At 61.7% G+C, this 15,623-nt stretch carries 11 protein-coding genes; 3 read left to right on the top strand and 8 right to left on the bottom strand.

The features are described 5' to 3' along the window. Position 1 precedes the first annotated feature (1 nt). Positions 2–1,405 (bottom strand): TIGR03013 family XrtA/PEP-CTERM system glycosyltransferase, encoded by a 1,404-nt coding sequence (locus tag GJ700_RS32420; RefSeq protein WP_154381920.1) that lies wholly within the window; start codon positions 1,403–1,405, stop codon positions 2–4. 73 nt (positions 1,406–1,478) lie between these two features. After that, on the bottom strand, positions 1,479–2,534 hold the full coding sequence (locus tag GJ700_RS32415) for an SDR family oxidoreductase (protein WP_154381918.1): 1,056 nt from the start codon (positions 2,532–2,534) through the stop codon (positions 1,479–1,481). Positions 2,535–3,022: 488 nt separating this feature from the next. Between GJ700_RS32415 and GJ700_RS32410 the strand changes: the two genes are divergently transcribed. Both GJ700_RS32410 and GJ700_RS32405 read left to right on the top strand, forming a co-directional pair. After that, the gene (locus GJ700_RS32410; protein WP_229507373.1) at positions 3,023–5,323 is read left to right on the top strand and encodes an RIFT barrel domain-containing protein; all 2,301 of its coding nucleotides are present in this window, start codon (positions 3,023–3,025) and stop codon (positions 5,321–5,323) included. 231 nt (positions 5,324–5,554) lie between these two features. After that, positions 5,555–6,580: a polysaccharide deacetylase family protein gene (locus tag GJ700_RS32405; protein ID WP_154381916.1), complete on the top strand. Its 1,026-nt coding sequence runs from the start codon at positions 5,555–5,557 to the stop codon at positions 6,578–6,580. 5 nt (positions 6,581–6,585) lie between these two features. On the opposite strand, the gene GJ700_RS32400 is transcribed toward GJ700_RS32405, so the two are convergent. The 4 genes from GJ700_RS32400 to GJ700_RS32385 form a co-directional block, all read right to left on the bottom strand. Then, positions 6,586–7,632 carry an acyltransferase family protein gene (locus GJ700_RS32400; protein WP_154381914.1) on the bottom strand — a complete coding sequence of 349 codons (1,047 nt, stop codon included), beginning with the start codon at positions 7,630–7,632 and terminating at the stop codon, positions 6,586–6,588. Further along, complete coding sequence (locus GJ700_RS32395) at positions 7,629–8,996, bottom strand: putative O-glycosylation ligase, exosortase A system-associated (protein WP_154381912.1); 1,368 nt, start codon at positions 8,994–8,996, stop codon at positions 7,629–7,631. The genes GJ700_RS32400 and GJ700_RS32395 overlap by 4 nt, the downstream gene beginning before the upstream one ends. A 5-nt stretch (positions 8,997–9,001) precedes the next feature. Further along, entirely contained in the window at positions 9,002–9,139 is a 138-nt protein-coding gene (locus GJ700_RS32390) for a hypothetical protein (RefSeq protein ID WP_154381910.1), read from the bottom strand. Between the two features lie 98 nt (positions 9,140–9,237). After that, positions 9,238–12,435, bottom strand: coding sequence for a transporter substrate-binding domain-containing protein (locus GJ700_RS32385; RefSeq protein WP_195764078.1), 3,198 nt, complete (start codon positions 12,433–12,435; stop codon positions 9,238–9,240). A 203-nt stretch (positions 12,436–12,638) separates the two neighbouring features. Between GJ700_RS32385 and GJ700_RS32380 the strand changes: the two genes are divergently transcribed. Further along, complete coding sequence (locus tag GJ700_RS32380) at positions 12,639–13,265, top strand: TetR/AcrR family transcriptional regulator (protein WP_154381906.1); 627 nt, start codon at positions 12,639–12,641, stop codon at positions 13,263–13,265. A gap of 15 nt (positions 13,266–13,280) precedes the next feature. Here the strand turns inward: GJ700_RS32380 and GJ700_RS32375 are convergent, their stop codons facing one another. Continuing rightward, the gene (locus GJ700_RS32375) at positions 13,281–14,432 is read right to left on the bottom strand and encodes a prenyltransferase/squalene oxidase repeat-containing protein (RefSeq protein WP_154381904.1); all 1,152 of its coding nucleotides are present in this window, start codon (positions 14,430–14,432) and stop codon (positions 13,281–13,283) included. Continuing rightward, entirely contained in the window at positions 14,419–15,621 is a 1,203-nt protein-coding gene (locus tag GJ700_RS32370) for a DegT/DnrJ/EryC1/StrS family aminotransferase (RefSeq protein ID WP_154381902.1), read from the bottom strand. The genes GJ700_RS32375 and GJ700_RS32370 overlap by 14 nt, the downstream gene beginning before the upstream one ends. Positions 15,622–15,623: the final 2 nt, after the last annotated feature.

Raw genomic sequence — 15,623 nt, 5'->3', positions numbered from 1 at the left:
ATCAGCGCCCACTACCGAATAGCACGACCTTCATCGTATCGATCAGCACCAGGATATCCAGGAACAGGCTGTTGTTTTTCACATAGTACAAGTCGTACTGTAATTTTTGCACGGCATCTTCGACCGACGCACCATAACCATAACGCACCTGGGCCCAGCCCGTGATGCCGGGTTTGATGCTGTGGCGGACGTTGTAATACGGAATATCGTTGCTCAATTGTTCAACGAAGAAGGGACGCTCGGGACGCGGACCGACAAAACTCATTTCACCCTTGAACACATTCCACAACTGCGGCAATTCATCGATACGCACTTTGCGGATGAAATCGCCGACGCGGGTGACGCGGGGGTCGTTTTGCTGGGCCCAGATCGGCTTGCCGGCTTTTTCCGCGTTGATGCCCATGCTGCGGAATTTGTGCACCTTGAACGGGCGGTTGCCGCGGCCCGTGCGCTCCTGGCTGTAAATCACGGGGCCGCCGTCTTCCAGGCGGATCAGCAGCGCCGTGATCAGCATGATCGGCATGGTCAGCAGCAAAATAATCACGGACACGATAATGTCGAATGCCCGTTTCATGAAGGTACGGACGAAACTCTGGTCGAAGCCGCCGCCAAACACCAGCCAGCTCGGTTGCAGGGATTCGACGCGGATCTGGTACGTTTCCCGTTCGAAGAACGTCGCGGCATCCGTCACGGTGATGCCAAACAACTTACATTCCAGCAATTCCCGAATGGGAAAAGTGCCGCCGCGGCGGTTTTGCACGGCGACCACGATTTCGCTGGCGTCATACTTGCGCGCCAACGCCACCAGCGACATGCCCGGTTCCATCTGCAACACGGACGACGATGGCACCACGCACTCTTCGCCCGGCATGGCGACATAGCCCGCCACATCGTATTTGTGATAACTGGACGCCGTCAGCGCCATGTCGCCGCATTCCTTGGCCAGGGGGCCGATGCCCAGGAACATGATGCGCGATTCCAGGAAGCGGAATTCCGACGTGGTAAAGAAGATGGCGCGCGCCGCCAGGATACCTAGGGCGGAAATCCCGAACACCAGCAGCAGGATGCCGCGGCCGAAATACAGGTCCGGCACGATGTAGAACACCAGCGTCAGGATGCCGAACGCCATGGCAAACGAGGGCATCAGGCGCAGGAAGAAGGGGTTGCGCAAGCCGTCCGCAAAATTGAGCTGGTACATGCCGAGCGCGCTCATGCTGAACACGATGGCGCCGGCAAACACGCAAGCGGACAGCAGGAAATGCTCGAGCTTGGGCAGCACGAAGTCATCGCCATCGAAATACCGGATGGCGGAACCGACATAGAACGAGCCGATCAGGATGAGCACTTCCACGAACAGCAAGCTGAACGCGACTTTGGATACGTAGTGATTGGATATTCTTAGCATTTTATGGTTCCTCCCCGCCCGTGCCCCCCCGCGCGCCGGCAGGCCCCGCAGGGTAACACGTCAGCCCCGGTCTTTACGGACGGGTCAGGCTGGCGACATACCAGTCCATCGCCAGCGCCAACCCTTGTTCTATATTGTGTGTCGGCACATAACCCAGCAGTTGTGCCGCCTTGTTGATATCAGCCTGCGAATGGCGCACGTCGCCGGGACGGAAATCCTTGTATTCCGGATGGTGTCCGGCCAGGTGCGGGAAGCGCGGCTCCAGCAGCGCCAGCATCATGGCGTACAGTTGATTGAGGCTGGTGCGGCCGCTCAGCGCCACGTTGTAGACCTGGTTGACGGCTTCCGGCTTGTCAGCCATCGCCGCCAGCAGGTTGGCTTGCACGACATTTTCAATGAAGCAAAAGTCGCGGCTGGTTTCGCCATCGCCATTGATGGCCAGGGGGCGGTTATGGATCAGTGCCGATACCCACTGTGGAATGACCGCCGCATAGGCGCCTTGCGGGTCCTGGCGCGGGCCAAACACGTTGAAGTAGCGCAGGCCGATGGATTCCATCCCATAGCAGCGTGCAAACACGTTGGCATACAACTCATTGACATATTTGGTGACGGCATACGGCGACAGCGGATTGCCGATACGGTCCTCGACCTTCGGCAAGGCCGGGTGGTCGCCATAGGTGGAGCTGGAGGCGGCGTACACGAAACGCTTCACCTTGGCGTCGCGGGCGGCCGTCAGCATGTTGAGGAAACCGGTGATATTGGTGTCGTTGGTGGTTTGCGGATCGGCGATCGAGCGCGATACCGAGCCCAGCGCGGCCTGATGCAAAACATAATCGACGCCTTCGCACGCATGCGCGCAATCGTCGGGTACGCGGATATCGCCGCGGATGAACTGGAAATGGGACCAGGCTTCGTCGCCGACAGCGGCTTGCACCTGGTCAAGATTATGCTGGTGACCCGTGGCGAAATTATCCAGTCCCGTGACGCGCTGGCCCAGCTTTAACAATGCTTCGACCAGATTGGACCCAATGAACCCTGCCGCGCCAGTTACCAGCCAATGGTAGCGGGCTGTTCGCAATTGCTGCGCCACGCGGGGAAAAGCGCCACCGCGCCCGGATTGATCATTCATCAGTGCATCCATCTATTGAGTCAGTACGCCGCAAGTTGTTCAGCTCGCGAGCATTGAATTAAGTGTCGGCGAGGATACCACCCAACGCAAGTTTTGCGTTGGGGTTCCGCGACATTACTGCTGGGTTTGGAGAGGATAGTCGTTATCGTCGGTGAGTTTGTAAATAAATGCAAGCTTTATAACAAATCGAACTGAAAAGCAATGACAACAAGGAATTATTTAGTTACAACACCTATGTCATTATAGCAATGATTGCGTACATTGATGCCAATACAACATATTTTAGCCGATCCATATCTGTCGTTGTTTTCGAGAAAATTATCCTTGACAAACATACTGAATAACAAGACAATCAAGCGTTGTTTTTAGGATTTATTTTTGCGGGGAATGTTAAATTTTTCCTGCAGCCAACTCATTTCCGCGCTAATCTGAATCTATCCATACGGCATCATTTCGGCGCCGCAATTTTTCAGGACAGATCAGATATTATGCGTAACTCCCTGACCACTTCCCTGCGTCCCATGTTCGCTTCGCTCCTGTGCGCTTCGTTAGCTGCATGCGGCGGCGGTAACAGCGACACTCCGAGCCTGCCACCGGCAAGCCTGGTCACCATGGGCGGTCCGGCGATCACCAATCCCGGCACGGTCACCATTCCCGCGACCGACGCTTCGTCGGCCACGCAAGGCAACACCACCAGCAGCACCGTACAAGGCGGTAAAGCACAGGGCGCCCTGTCGGCCGGCACCGCCACCGGGCTGCTGTCGGCCGGTGCGGCACCCGCTCCGACCACGACCACCGCGCCGTCGTTCGCGACCATCACGTCGGTCACGCTGACCAGCACGGCGGCCGTACCGCAAGTCAATACGCCATTCACGTTCGGCCAGGTATTTGCCGTGGGCGACGTGAAGAGCACCGAAGGCATTGCCGCCAAGACCGCCGCCGGCGCCAATGTGCCGCTGCAAGTCGACGTCAAGGCCCGCCATGCCGACGGCTCGGTACGCCATGCCGTCATTACCGGCCAATTGCCATCGAGCATGCCGAAGCAAGTCCAGACCATTTACCTGGTCAAGGGCAACGCCACCACCACCACCACCGGCGCCGCGCCGGCACAATTGCTGAACGCCGGCTTCTCGTCGACCTTCAACGCCACCATCGGCGGCAAGGTCTACAGCGCTTCGGCCGATGCACTGCTGAAATCCGGCAAATACACGACTTGGCTGGCCGGTCCGCTGACCAATGAATGGCTGGTATCGGCGCCGCTGAAAACCGCGTCGGGCGAAGAACATCCGCATTTGCATGCACGCTTTGCAATCCGTGCCTATGGCACCAGCGCGGCCCGGGTGGACGTGACGGTGGAAAACACGTGGGCCTTCGAAGCCTCGCCGCAAAACTATACGTATGACGCCCAGTTGCTGGTGGGTGGCAAGAGCGCGTATACCCAGGCTGCCGTGCCGCACTATCACCATGCGCGCTGGCGCAAGACGTTCTGGTGGGGCAACGCGCCGCTGCTGGACTTGCGCCACAATGCCGCCTACATGGTGGCGTCGAAAGCCTTGCCGAACTACGACCTGACGCTGAGCATCAAGGAAACCACCATCGATGCGTGGAACAAGCGCTGGCTCGCCGCCAAAACGGGCGCGATGGACGTCGGCCTGGGCCAGCCTTACATGCCGACCACGGGCGGCCGCAGCGATATCGGCCTGCTGCCGGCCTGGAGCGCCCTGTACCTGACCAGCATGGACCAGCGCATGAAAAACATCATGCTGGGCATGTCGGAACTGGCAGGCGGCTGGTCCGCGCACTACCGCAACAAGACGACGGGCAAGCCCATCACGCTGGCGGAATACCCGTACATGACGCTGCTGGGTAATCCGGGCGACACGTACAATCCGGTCACCAAGCTGCGCGAAGCCTTCCCGGACTGCCCGAGCACGGCCTGCACCACGCCGTTCCGCGCCGACACGTCGCACCAGCCGGCCTTCGCCTACCTGCCGTACATGGTGACGGGTGATTACTACCACCTGGAAGAACTGGAATTCTGGGCCAACTACAACACGTTCTCGACCAATCCGGGTTACCGCGATTATGGCAAGGGCTTGTTCAAGGCTGACCAGATCCGCGCCCAGGCATGGAGCATGCGTACCACCGCGCAGGCGGCGTACATCCTGCCGGACAACGATCCGCAAAAAGCACTGTTCACGACCATCCTGAACAACAACATCGACTGGTACGACGCCAACTATACGAACAACCCGGCGGCAACCAAGCTGGGTGCGTTGACCCATGGTTACGCGGTGATTTACAACGACAACACGGGCCTGTCCCCATGGCAAGACGACTTCTTCACGTCCGCCATCGGTGTTGCCGCCGAACTGGGCTTTACCCGCGCCAAGCCGCTGCTGGCATGGAAAGCCAAGTTCCCGATCGATCGCATGACCGGTGCAGGCTTCTGCTGGATTTCCGGCGCCATGTACGCCATGAAGGTTCGCGATAGCGCAACGTCGCCTTTGTATGAGACAATTGGCCAAGCGTATAAAGCAAGCAGTACCGACCAGTTGAATTTGCTGGGCTGCAACACCACTGCAATGGCAACGCTGCTGGGATTGAAACTGGGTGAAATGACGGGTTATTCCGATATGCCAACCGGTTATCCATCCAACATGCAGCCAGCACTGGCTTATGCCGCAGGCGCCGCAACCGGTGGTCCGGCCGCATGGAAAGTGTTTATGGCGCGTACGGTGAAACCGGATTACAGCCTGGAGCCGCAGTTCGATATCGTGCCCCGCTAAATCCCGGCCCGCTGGTTAACAGCGGCAAAAATCAGATCGCGCAGCACCACATCCCTGTGCTGCCGATATCGAAAGCCTGGCTCTGCCAGGCTTTCGCGCTTCCTTGCCCTAGCAACGCAATGTTGTCAACTTTCATAGGCGTTCCCCGCATTGCAGGAATTACTCTGGAGGTATAGCATATTTACTCACGGAAATTAACATCTACGCAATTTATTGAAGATAAGAGACCGCATGCGCACACGGGTTTGTATCACGATCGACATGGAGTTCAGTATCGGAGGAGCGTTTAACGACCCTTCCTGCACTCCCGTTGCCGAGCCCGCTGTATGGTGCAATTCCCACGGCCGCTCGGAAGGTCTCGGCTACATGCTGGACACGTTCCGCAAGTACCATGTTCCCGCAACGTTTTTCGTGGAAACGGTACAGCGTACTTATTTCCGGCACGACCCCATGCGGGACATCGTCCACCGCGTGTACGGCGATGGGCACGAAGTCCAGTTGCACTCGCACCCGTGCTGGACGCTGTTCCGCCACAGCGACTGGCGCAGCCGTTTGCCGATTCCCGAGGGCAGCGATAATTTCCATGGCCGCGCCGTGGAAGATTCGATGAGCCTGATTCAGCAAGGCATCGACACCTTCAGCGACTGGGGCATGCCCCGGCCCAAGGCTTTCCGCAGCGGCAATTTGCAGCACGACGACAATTTGTACCGTGCGCTGGCGCAGAAAGACATTCCCTATGCTTCGAACGTCGGCGTGGCCATTTTCGACAGCGGCGATCCGAACTATGCGCTGTACAGCGGCCGCCATGAGCGGCACGGCGTACAGGAATATCCGGTCCTGACGTTCTCCGACTGGAACATGGGTGGCCGCCAGCACTTGAAGTCGCTGACGATCGCCGGCACCAGTTTCCAGGAAACCGTGTCGCTGCTGGAAGACGCGCACGCGATGCAAATCCCGCTGGTGGTGGTGCTGACCCATCCCTTTGAGTTCGTGCACCGCCGCGATGTCGCCTTCACACAATTGGGCCGGCACCATTTGACGCAGCGCCGCCTGCTGCAACTGTGCCAGTTCCTGGACCGGCACAGCGACCGTTTCGAAGCGTCAGGCTTTGCCGCGGCAGCGACGGCGTGCGAGCACGCCCCGTCGCGCAATACCCTGCTGAAAACCAACCTGGGCCAAAGCTTGCTGCGCATGGCGTCGCAAGTCACGCACGACAAGCTGGGTAATTTGATGACCCTGCGCTCGTCCGCCACCTGACAGGGTCAGGAGCGGGCAGCCTTGACGCTGCCCGCAGCGGTGCGTCCCGTCAGTTCCGCCACGTCGCGGGGAAACAGATAACGCTTGAACGGCGACGCCATCACAACGCGCGCCACCGCCAGCGCGATGGCCGCCGTCAGCGCCAGCGAAATGGCGAGGATGGCGACCGGATGCGCCACCAGGCTGGTGCGCATCAGCACCTTGGCGATGGCCAGGCCGATAAACGCATGCACCAGGTACACCTGCAGGCTCACTTCGCCAAACGCCGCCAGCAGCTTGCCCAGCGGCAGACGCGCCAGCTGGAACAGCAACAGCGCCCCCGTCACCCCTTCCAGGTCGTCGACCAGCATGGATGGCCACGCATCGAAGCCCGGCACTTCCATCGCGCCCAGTTCATACGGCAAACGCCAGTGCATCTGTCCCCACTTGACCAGCGCAAAGCTCCCCAGCGCCAGCAACACGGCGGCCGGGACGGGCAGGCGCAGATACAGGTGGCGATGGCACAGCACGACCAGGTAGCACATGGGAATCACATACAGTGCAGGCAGCAAGCCCAGCGGCACATAATCCTGGATCCCGGCCGCCACCGGGCCCAGCACGCCATGCAGCGCCACCAGCAGCGCCATCAGCATGGCTTTGCCGGTACGGCCCTGCGCCTCGATCACACCGTGCAATAACACCAGGGAAATGAACGACGGCAAATACCACAGCAGGCCCATGTTGGTGGCGGCTTTCAGCGCATAAAAATTGCCGCTATACAGCGCCACGGCAATGGCCCGGACGCGCTCCTGCCACGGCTGCCCCCCCAGCACCATCAATGCCGCGCCCATCGCCAGCGTCATCAGCAGGAAGGGGAAATACAGCCGGAACACATACTGCGCGGCGCGGCGCGAGACAGGGTTCAACGCATCGCGCAGGAAGGGGATCGCGAGGAAGCCCACCACATGGAACGACATCCCCCGCAGGAAGTCCGCAAACACGCCGCGCGAAAAATCGTTATGGTCGAAGATCACGGTCAGGATCAACAACCCCTTCAGGATGTTCAGGTTCATCGTGCGCGCACTGCTTTGACCGGCGCGGGTGTGGCGGGCGCCACCGCCGCCCTGGCGCTCTCGATCGCCGCCAGCTGGGCCGGCAGGATGCGGGAATCCATCACCTGGATCAGCGCCAGCAAGCCGAACATCAAGTCGAAGTACGCAAAACTGAGGGCGGCCGCCCCCAGGCAAAACGAGTAAATACACAATTGCAGCATGGTGCCGAGCGTCCCCATCCAGGCGGTCTCGACATGCTGCCGGGCCCGGCGCGACAGATTGCCTGCCTTGCGGAAGGCCACCACGATGAAGGACAGGTAAATCGCCAGCCCAGCGAAACCGTGCTCGCCCAGCAGCTGGAAATAAATACTGTGCGCGGCGTGCGTGCCTTTCGGATCCGGCCGCGCTTCGCCCGTATAAAAGAAGGGGAATGAATCAAATTCCTGGCTCAGGGCTTGCCAGTTGGGCCAGTACTCGATGACCTTGAAGCCGCCGCCAAAAATGGGATTGTGGACGGCGACAATAAAGCTCAGTTTCCACGCGACGACGCGGCCCATGAAGGAATCGTCCTTGCCGGCGTTGCCGATGGTGTCCATGCGCTGCGCCCATTCTTCACTGATGAAATACGACGCCACAAAGATCAGCACCCCCGCCAGGATCGCCAGCGGTATCTTGCGGTCGCTCTTGATGAACATGTAAATGAACAGGCCCGTCAGCGCGATCATGCCGCCCCGCGACTGCGTGCCAATGATCGACATGACAATCAGTCCCATCAGTCCCAGCATGCCCCATTTGATGATGTGGCTACGCTTGCCGAACTCCGTCAACAGGTAATAACAGATCGGCAACAGGATCACGAAGGCCACCGACAATTCATTGCGGTCACCCAGCACGTGCCCCGGCAAGCCTTCGATCTTGTGGCCGCCGCCGCTCCCCAGGAATTTCAACCCTTCCAGCGCGGCAAAGAAGCCCACCGAAAACACCACGCTCCACAGGAAAAAGTCCACGTGCAGTTTCTTGGCGACGATCAGGTTCACGAAATAAAACAGTACAACGATCTTCAGCAGATACGTCCAGCGGTCCATGACGTCCACCGGGTTCCCCGTCCCCAGCAGGCTGGACATACAAGTCCACAGGAAAAAGATCGTGACCAGCGTACCAATGGCGCCCCAGCGGGTCGGCGGCTTGTCTTTCTGGACCAGGTAGCCAAAGATGGTAATCCCGGCAAACATCAGGTTGTAGCGGATGGTGTTGCCCAGTCCGTACATCCATGCATTGGGGAAAAACAGCGCGGTCCAGATCCACATGCCGAGCGCGATAAACGGGCGCTTGGCCATGCAATACAGGATAACCGGCAGGAGTGTCAGGAAAATAAGGTCGCGCATGCGGATTACTTGCGTTCAGACGGTTTGCGGCCCGGCGCGGACGGCTCTTTGGGCGCATCCTTGGGCGGCTGGTCTTCGCGCAAGGCCCAAATGCACAAGATACATACGGCCACGATGTTGAGGGCCCACAATGCGCTTTCCATGAAACTGTCCTGACTCTGTCCGCGTGGCCGGTGCATTGGGTCGACAGTACCCGCCCGGAGATGCCTGAGATTGTACGTCAGAAACCTGCGCCCGGACATTACTGCGCAGGCATGGCGGCCGATGCCGTATCGAGCAGTGCACACAATTCCCGGTAGCGCGCCGCCGCCACCATCTCGCGCACGCCTTGCGCCACGCGGGGCGCCTGCGCGTCCAGGCCGGATACGATGTCCGACAGCGCATGCTGGTCCAGGCTGACGACGGCCAGCCGCAGTGCGGCGCGCACGTCGGCCGGCAGCACCGCCAGGTCGGCCGGCGCCAGCGCCGGCGCCTGCTCCGCCGGACCGTTCTCGATGTCGGCGTCCAGGCCGGGGTTGTCGCCGCCGGCACGCACGAACCGCAAGCCCAGGTGGCGCTCCAGGCATTCGAAGATTTCTTCGCGGCGGTAAGGCTTGCGGATGAAATCATCCATGCCCGACTCCATCACTTCATCGCGTTCGTCCTGGAACGCGGACGCCGTCACCGCCACGATTTTCACTTCCGCGCCGCCCGGCAGCGCGCGGATGCGGCGCGTCGCCTCGATGCCGCTCATGACGGGCATGCGGTTATCCATCCAGATGAAATGCGGATGCCACGCTTCGAACTGTTCCAACGCTGCCTGCCCATTGGTGGCGACTCGCACATCGAGCCCCGCGTCTTCCAGCAGCCGCTGCAACAGCAGCCAGTTTTGCATCTGGTCTTCCGCCACCAGGATGCGGTACGCGGGCTGGCCCGGCGCCACCCGCTCCACGCGCCCCTGCCGCTCCGAGCGCACCTGCGGCGCTTGCAGCGAAGCGCGCTGCATGGGCAGGTCGATGCGGAAACACGAACCCCGCCCCGGCGTACTGCTCAACGTCAGCGCGCCACCCATCAATTCCACCAGCTTGCGCGTGATCGACAAGCCGAGGCCGGTGCCTTCCTGGGCACGGGCGCGGTCCACCTGCACGAACGGTTCGAACACGCGCTCCTGGTCCGCCGCGCTGATGCCGACACCGCTGTCTTCCACTTCAATCACCAGCGCAGCGATGTCGCCGCCCCGCTCCGCCGTGGCGGCGCGCAGCGTGACGCCGCCCTGCTCCGTGAATTTGATGGCATTGCCGATCAGGTTCAGCACGCACTGGCGCAACTTGGTTTCATCGCCATGCAGCACGGAGACCAGCGGTTCGCCCAGCTCCAGCACCAGTTGCAATCCCTTGTCGTGGGCCCGCACCGCCATCAGGGCGGCAATGTCCTGGCACATGACCGCCACGTCGAACGGCGCCCGGTCCACGATGGAACGCTCCGCTTCGATCTTCGACATGTCCAGCACGTCATTGATCAGCGACAACAGGTTTTCACCGCTGCGGTTGATCAGGTCGAGCGTCTTGCGCTGCGGTACCGTCACGTTGTCTTCATGGCGCAGCAACTCGGAAAAGCCCAGGATGGCGTTCAGCGGCGTGCGCAACTCATGGCTCATGTTCGACAGGAACACGCTTTTCGCGCGGTTGGCCGCCACCGCGTCTTCCTTGGCGGACGCCAGTTCCCTGGTCCTGGCGTCGACCAGTTCCTGCAAGTGCAGCCGGTAATGCTGCAATTCCTCTTCCCGCGAACGCCGCGTGGCCACTTCCCGCTCCAGGTCGGCAGTGCGGCGCTTGACCATGACCCGCAATTGCACGATGAAGGCCGTGGCCACGACGATGGCGGCCAGCAGCGCACCCAGCGGGCGGTAATCGATTTCCCGCGCATACGTGATGTTGGCCCACTTCTGGCGGAAGCTGTCGCGCTCGGCCCGGGGAATCGCCGCCAGCGCCTGGTCCAGCATCGCCACCAGTTCCGGCCAGTCGGAACGCACGCCGACACGGAACTGGTACGTGTAATCCGTTTCACCGGCCACGCGGATATCGTTGGCGCCCATTTCCATCATCTGGTGCGACGCTGTCAGCAGCGCCCCCGCGTAGGCCTGGGCCTCCCCCTTGCGCAGCAAGCCCACCGCCTCCTTCACGCTGGCCACCGGCACTCGCACCACGCCCGGCCATTCGCGCTGCATCCACTCGTCCAGCGACGTGCGGTGGATCACGGCGACTTTCCTGCCCGTCAGGTTCGCCAGGCTGGGCGGCGACGCCCCGACGGCGGAAAACAGCACCACCGGCGTGCTGATATACGGTTCGGAAAACCGCAGGTATCCCTGCCGGGCCGTCGCCTGCGCGGCGGAAGCAATCATGTCCACTTCGCGCCGCTGCATCGCATCGAGCAGCGCGGTCAGGCCGTCGTAGGGCAGCAATTCAAAGCGTACGCCCAGCATTTGCTCGACGCGGCGCATGAATTCAATCGATATCCCGCGCGGCGCGCCATCGTCGCCTTTCCATTCGATCGGCGTACGATGCGTGTCGTAGCCGATACGGATGGTCTGGTGGCCGCCCAGCCATGCGCGCTGCGCTTCGCTGAGCGGCAAGTCGCGCTGCACCGGGATGCCTTCGGCCGCCGTCAGCCAGCGCGCGCGGATCAGCGCATGTTCGTCGGGACGGATCGCCGCCAGGCCCTTGTCGAATATCGTGTGCAGCAGCGATTCATCGTTGCGCAGCGCGAAGCGGACGGTGGCCGCTTCCGAGTAGTAATACAGCAGGCCGATTTTCAGCTTGACGCCGCCCTGCGCCAGGTGCCGCTGCACCACGGGCAAATCGTCAAAGAAACCATCCGCTTCATTGCGCTGCACGCGCGCCACGCCATCGGCCGGCGTGTCCACTTCAACCAGCACGCATTCCGGGCAGCGCGAGCGCAGCACGGGAATGCGCACGGTATTTTTGACCACCGCGATACGGCGTTTGCCGAAATCCGAGAGCGTGCGCACTTCCGGCATCTGCGGCGGCACCGCCATGGCGATCGGGAATTCCAGGTAGGGCGCCGTGAAATTCAGGCGGGCCTTGCGTTCCGGCCGTTCGCGCGCGCCCATCACGCCATCGACCTCGTGCGCCATGGCTTTATTCAGCGCTTCATCCCAGGTCGAGCCGGTATAGCGCACCGTCAGGCCCGTTTTGCGGGCGATCAGGTTGGCATAATCAATGGAGGCGCCGCCAAACGATGCGGCGTCGGCATCTTCGCGGCGGAAGTTCAGCGGGGGATTGTTCTGGTCGACCGCCAGCGTCACCACCGGGTGGGCGCGCACCCAGGCCTGCTCCGCATCGCTCAGCACGGCCCGCTCGTCCCCCTGGGCCGCAACCGGCCCGGCATGCAGCGTGCACGCCATGAACGCCAGCGGTAACAACGCGCGGCCCAAGCGCATCCAGAGAACAGAAACTGCGTGCATAACCCGCCTACAAAGATGTAGGACCCATCCTACATCAATCACCGGGTGGCGACAGTTAAAAATACTGGTTACAAAACGGTTACTGTCGCGTCCGGGACTCACACCGGTGACCTGTGTACACGCTCAGTGACCTGGCGTGCATTTCGGGCACCCTGTCCCGGCACCCTATAATTGCGGCTATGAACACGAAACGTCCCTTGCGCGGCAAGGAATCCAACACCACCACCAAGGGTTACGAGCGGTCGGCCGCCATCATGGAAGCGGCCCGCATCCTCCTCGCCACGGAAGGCTATGCGGCGCTGTCGATGCGCAGCATCGCCCAGCGGGTCGGTGTCAGCCTGTCGAACGTACAGCACTATTACCCGAGCCGCGACGCGCTGATCGAAGCGCTGCTGGAACAAACCCTGATGCATTACCAAGCCGACATGGACCGCATCGCGGCCGGTACGGAGTCGCCGCAACTGCGCTTCAGCGCCGTGATCGATTATTTCGTGGGGACGCTGGCAGGCCAGATGCAGAGCGGATTGCTGTTTGAAGTGGCGGCGCTGGCCAACCGCCATCCGGTGGCGTCGCACGTGTTCGACAACATGCTGACGCGGGCGCGCAAAAATCTGCGGCGCCTGATCCGCGACATCGATCCGCACATGGCGCCCGCGCAATGCGACTTGCGCGCCGCGCTGATCGTGTCGCAACTGATCGGGGGCATGGTCTTCATTGCGGAAACCCGGCCCCGGCATGAGGAACTGGCCGGGCTGCAGCAGGAAATGGCGGCCGCCATCCAGCGCATCGCCTTCGGCACCTCCTGACCGGCCGCCCGGGCTTCAACCGATATTGTCGATGCGGTCGAACTGCTGTTCCAGCATCAGGCCATCCATGAAGAACTTGGTGGCCCAGTTCGGATAGCGCCACTTGATGTATTCGCCATTGATCGGATGCGATCCCTTCATGGCGCCGCGCACGTTCAAGTCGTCCGTCGCGATATCCTGGATGCTCATGTTGAAGCGGTTCGCGCGCTTGGCATGCTCGATCAGCGACTTGTCGCCGGTGATTTGCGCCAGGCGCAGCCAGTTGATGGCCATTTGCGAATTGCCCGTGACGCACGACCATTTGACGCAGGTTTCCCAGTTTGGCAGGTACAGCGCGTTCAGCGCGCCATCCGCACGCTGCAGTTTCGCGACGTGCTTCGCCATTCCCAGCGCGTGCTCGACGAACTGGTCACGGCCGGTCGCCACGCCCACTTCCAGCAAGCCGCGGATCGAATACGCGATGGTGTGCGTCAGCGCGGCCTTGTTGTCGCGCGCCAGCAGGCAATTGTCCGGCAGCCAGCCATTCGGCTCGGCGCGGCTCAGCGCCCATTCCACGTTTTTCACGGCGGCCGCGAGGTAGCGCTCGTCGTTGCCCAGCGCCTGCGCCGCGCGCACCAGGCCAAACGCGGTGCGGGTGTTGTAGCTGTTCAGCTTGGAGGTGGTGAACGGCGAAGCAAAACGGCGCCACGCGCCATCGTCGTCCATCGCATCGACCAGCCAGTCCGACGCGCGGATCAGCGATTGCTTGTAACGCTCGCTGCCGGTGTCCTGGTACGCCTTGGCCCAGCCGAACAGCGCCTGTCCCGTATTGAAAATCGTGGGCGCGACGATCGGCGCATCCATGGTGCCGGCGCGCACGCCGCCATCTTCCATCTGGATGTCGCATTCCCAGTCCGTCATTTTCAGCGCCGCTTCCTTGAAGCGGGGCGCGTCATAGTACTTCGCATATTCCAGCAGGGTGGGAATGACGTAGCCGGTGGTTTCCGGATACGACGCTGCCCAGCTCCTGGTTTGTACGTTATAGCTGTGCGCCACGCCGTCGTCCGGCGTGCCGGCCTGCGCGCGCAGCAGCCATTCGGCCGCTTCGCGCAAATGGGTTTCGATGGAATTCACCGGCTGCGGCGTCATGCCCAGGCTATCCTTGACCAACTGCCTAATGTGCTTCATTTGCTGATTTCCCAATCTGACTGGTTGATTCCAGGGCTTGCCGCAACAGGCCGCAAACCTGGTCCACTTCTTCCTTATCCATCCCCGCGCGGAACGGCAAGCCAACCAGGCGGCCCATCCACGCATCATCTCCACTGTTGCCCGCGGGCGCCGGATAGCCGGTCCGCGTTTCCACGCCCAGCACCTTCAGGCGCGCGCGCAACGCGGCGACATCCACGTGCGGCGGCAGCGCCACCATCACGCGCGCCAGGTAACGTCCCGGCGCATATTGTGGCATGGTCACCCCGGGTACGGCGGCCAGCGCGCGCTGGTACGCTTCCACCACGGCGATGCGGGCTTTTTTCAAGGGTTCCAGCCGGCCCAGTTGCGCCAGCGCCAGCGCCGCGTCGAGGTTGCTGATCTTCGCATTTTCATCGTACTGGCGGGGATGAAAGCCCAGCATGCCTGCCATACGGGTGAAATAATAGCCAATGTTGCCGGCCCGGCGTTTCCACACGTGGTTAAACAGGAAAAACACCAGCGCGTGCAGGCGGCCCCGCGCGGGCGCCAGCGCCTGCCATTGCGCGCGCAACGGCGCATCCAGTTCATGGTTATTCACCAGCAGCAGGCCGCCCGCGCCCCGCACGCCCGCCACCACGGTTTTCGATTGTGCAAAACTGACGATGCCGATATCGCCGAACGTTCCCAGCTGGCGCCCGTCGCGGGCAATGCCCACCACTTGCGCCGCGTCGTCGATCAGCCACACGCCGGCCGCACGGCACACGCGTTCGATGGCGCCGATATCGGCCGGGCAGCCGAACATATGGGGAGCGATGACGGCCAGCGTGCGCGGCCCCAGCACGGCCTGGACGCTTTCCGCCGTCAGATTCAGGTCCGTGCCGACGCCGGCCATGACCGGCGTCAGTCCCGCCCCCTGCACCGACTGCACGACGCTGGGACAGATATAGCGGGGAATCACGACTTCAGTGCGGCCGCTGCCGGAAGTACGCTGCGCAAACAGCGCCAGCGCCATGCGGATCGCCGTATGGCCGAAATTCACCGGATACACGGACGATGGCGCATACAGCGCGGCCAGGCGCTGCGCCAGCAATGCGATCTTGCCACCGTTGGCCACCCGGCCCGTGGCGATGCAGCGCAGCGCGGCGCGGTATTCCGCGCCGGACCAGTCCGCATATGAAATCGCATGCATGG

Source organism: Pseudoduganella rivuli (assembly GCF_009674485.1).
Lineage (GTDB): Bacteria > Pseudomonadota > Gammaproteobacteria > Burkholderiales > Burkholderiaceae_D > Rugamonas > Rugamonas rivuli_B.
The sequence above is the reverse complement of the archived record's forward strand: the minus strand, read 5'-3'. Positions and strand labels throughout refer to the sequence as shown.

What these genes read in the sequence shown, in the direction of transcription:
- GJ700_RS32420 (WP_154381920.1), bottom strand. Translation starts at nt 1,405, where the DNA reads ATGCTAAGAATATCCAATCACTACGTATCCAAAGTCGCGTTCAGCTTG.
- GJ700_RS32415 (WP_154381918.1), bottom strand. Translation starts at nt 2,534, where the DNA reads ATGAATGATCAATCCGGGCGCGGTGGCGCTTTTCCCCGCGTGGCGCAG.
- GJ700_RS32410 (WP_229507373.1), top strand. Translation starts at nt 3,023, where the DNA reads ATGCGTAACTCCCTGACCACTTCCCTGCGTCCCATGTTCGCTTCGCTC.
- GJ700_RS32405 (WP_154381916.1), top strand. Translation starts at nt 5,555, where the DNA reads ATGCGCACACGGGTTTGTATCACGATCGACATGGAGTTCAGTATCGGA.
- GJ700_RS32400 (WP_154381914.1), bottom strand. Translation starts at nt 7,632, where the DNA reads ATGAACCTGAACATCCTGAAGGGGTTGTTGATCCTGACCGTGATCTTC.
- GJ700_RS32395 (WP_154381912.1), bottom strand. Translation starts at nt 8,996, where the DNA reads ATGCGCGACCTTATTTTCCTGACACTCCTGCCGGTTATCCTGTATTGC.
- GJ700_RS32390 (WP_154381910.1), bottom strand. Translation starts at nt 9,139, where the DNA reads ATGGAAAGCGCATTGTGGGCCCTCAACATCGTGGCCGTATGTATCTTG.
- GJ700_RS32385 (WP_195764078.1), bottom strand. Translation starts at nt 12,435, where the DNA reads ATGCGCTTGGGCCGCGCGTTGTTACCGCTGGCGTTCATGGCGTGCACG.
- GJ700_RS32380 (WP_154381906.1), top strand. Translation starts at nt 12,639, where the DNA reads ATGAACACGAAACGTCCCTTGCGCGGCAAGGAATCCAACACCACCACC.
- GJ700_RS32375 (WP_154381904.1), bottom strand. Translation starts at nt 14,432, where the DNA reads ATGAAGCACATTAGGCAGTTGGTCAAGGATAGCCTGGGCATGACGCCG.
- GJ700_RS32370 (WP_154381902.1), bottom strand. Translation starts at nt 15,621, where the DNA reads ATGCATGCGATTTCATATGCGGACTGGTCCGGCGCGGAATACCGCGCC.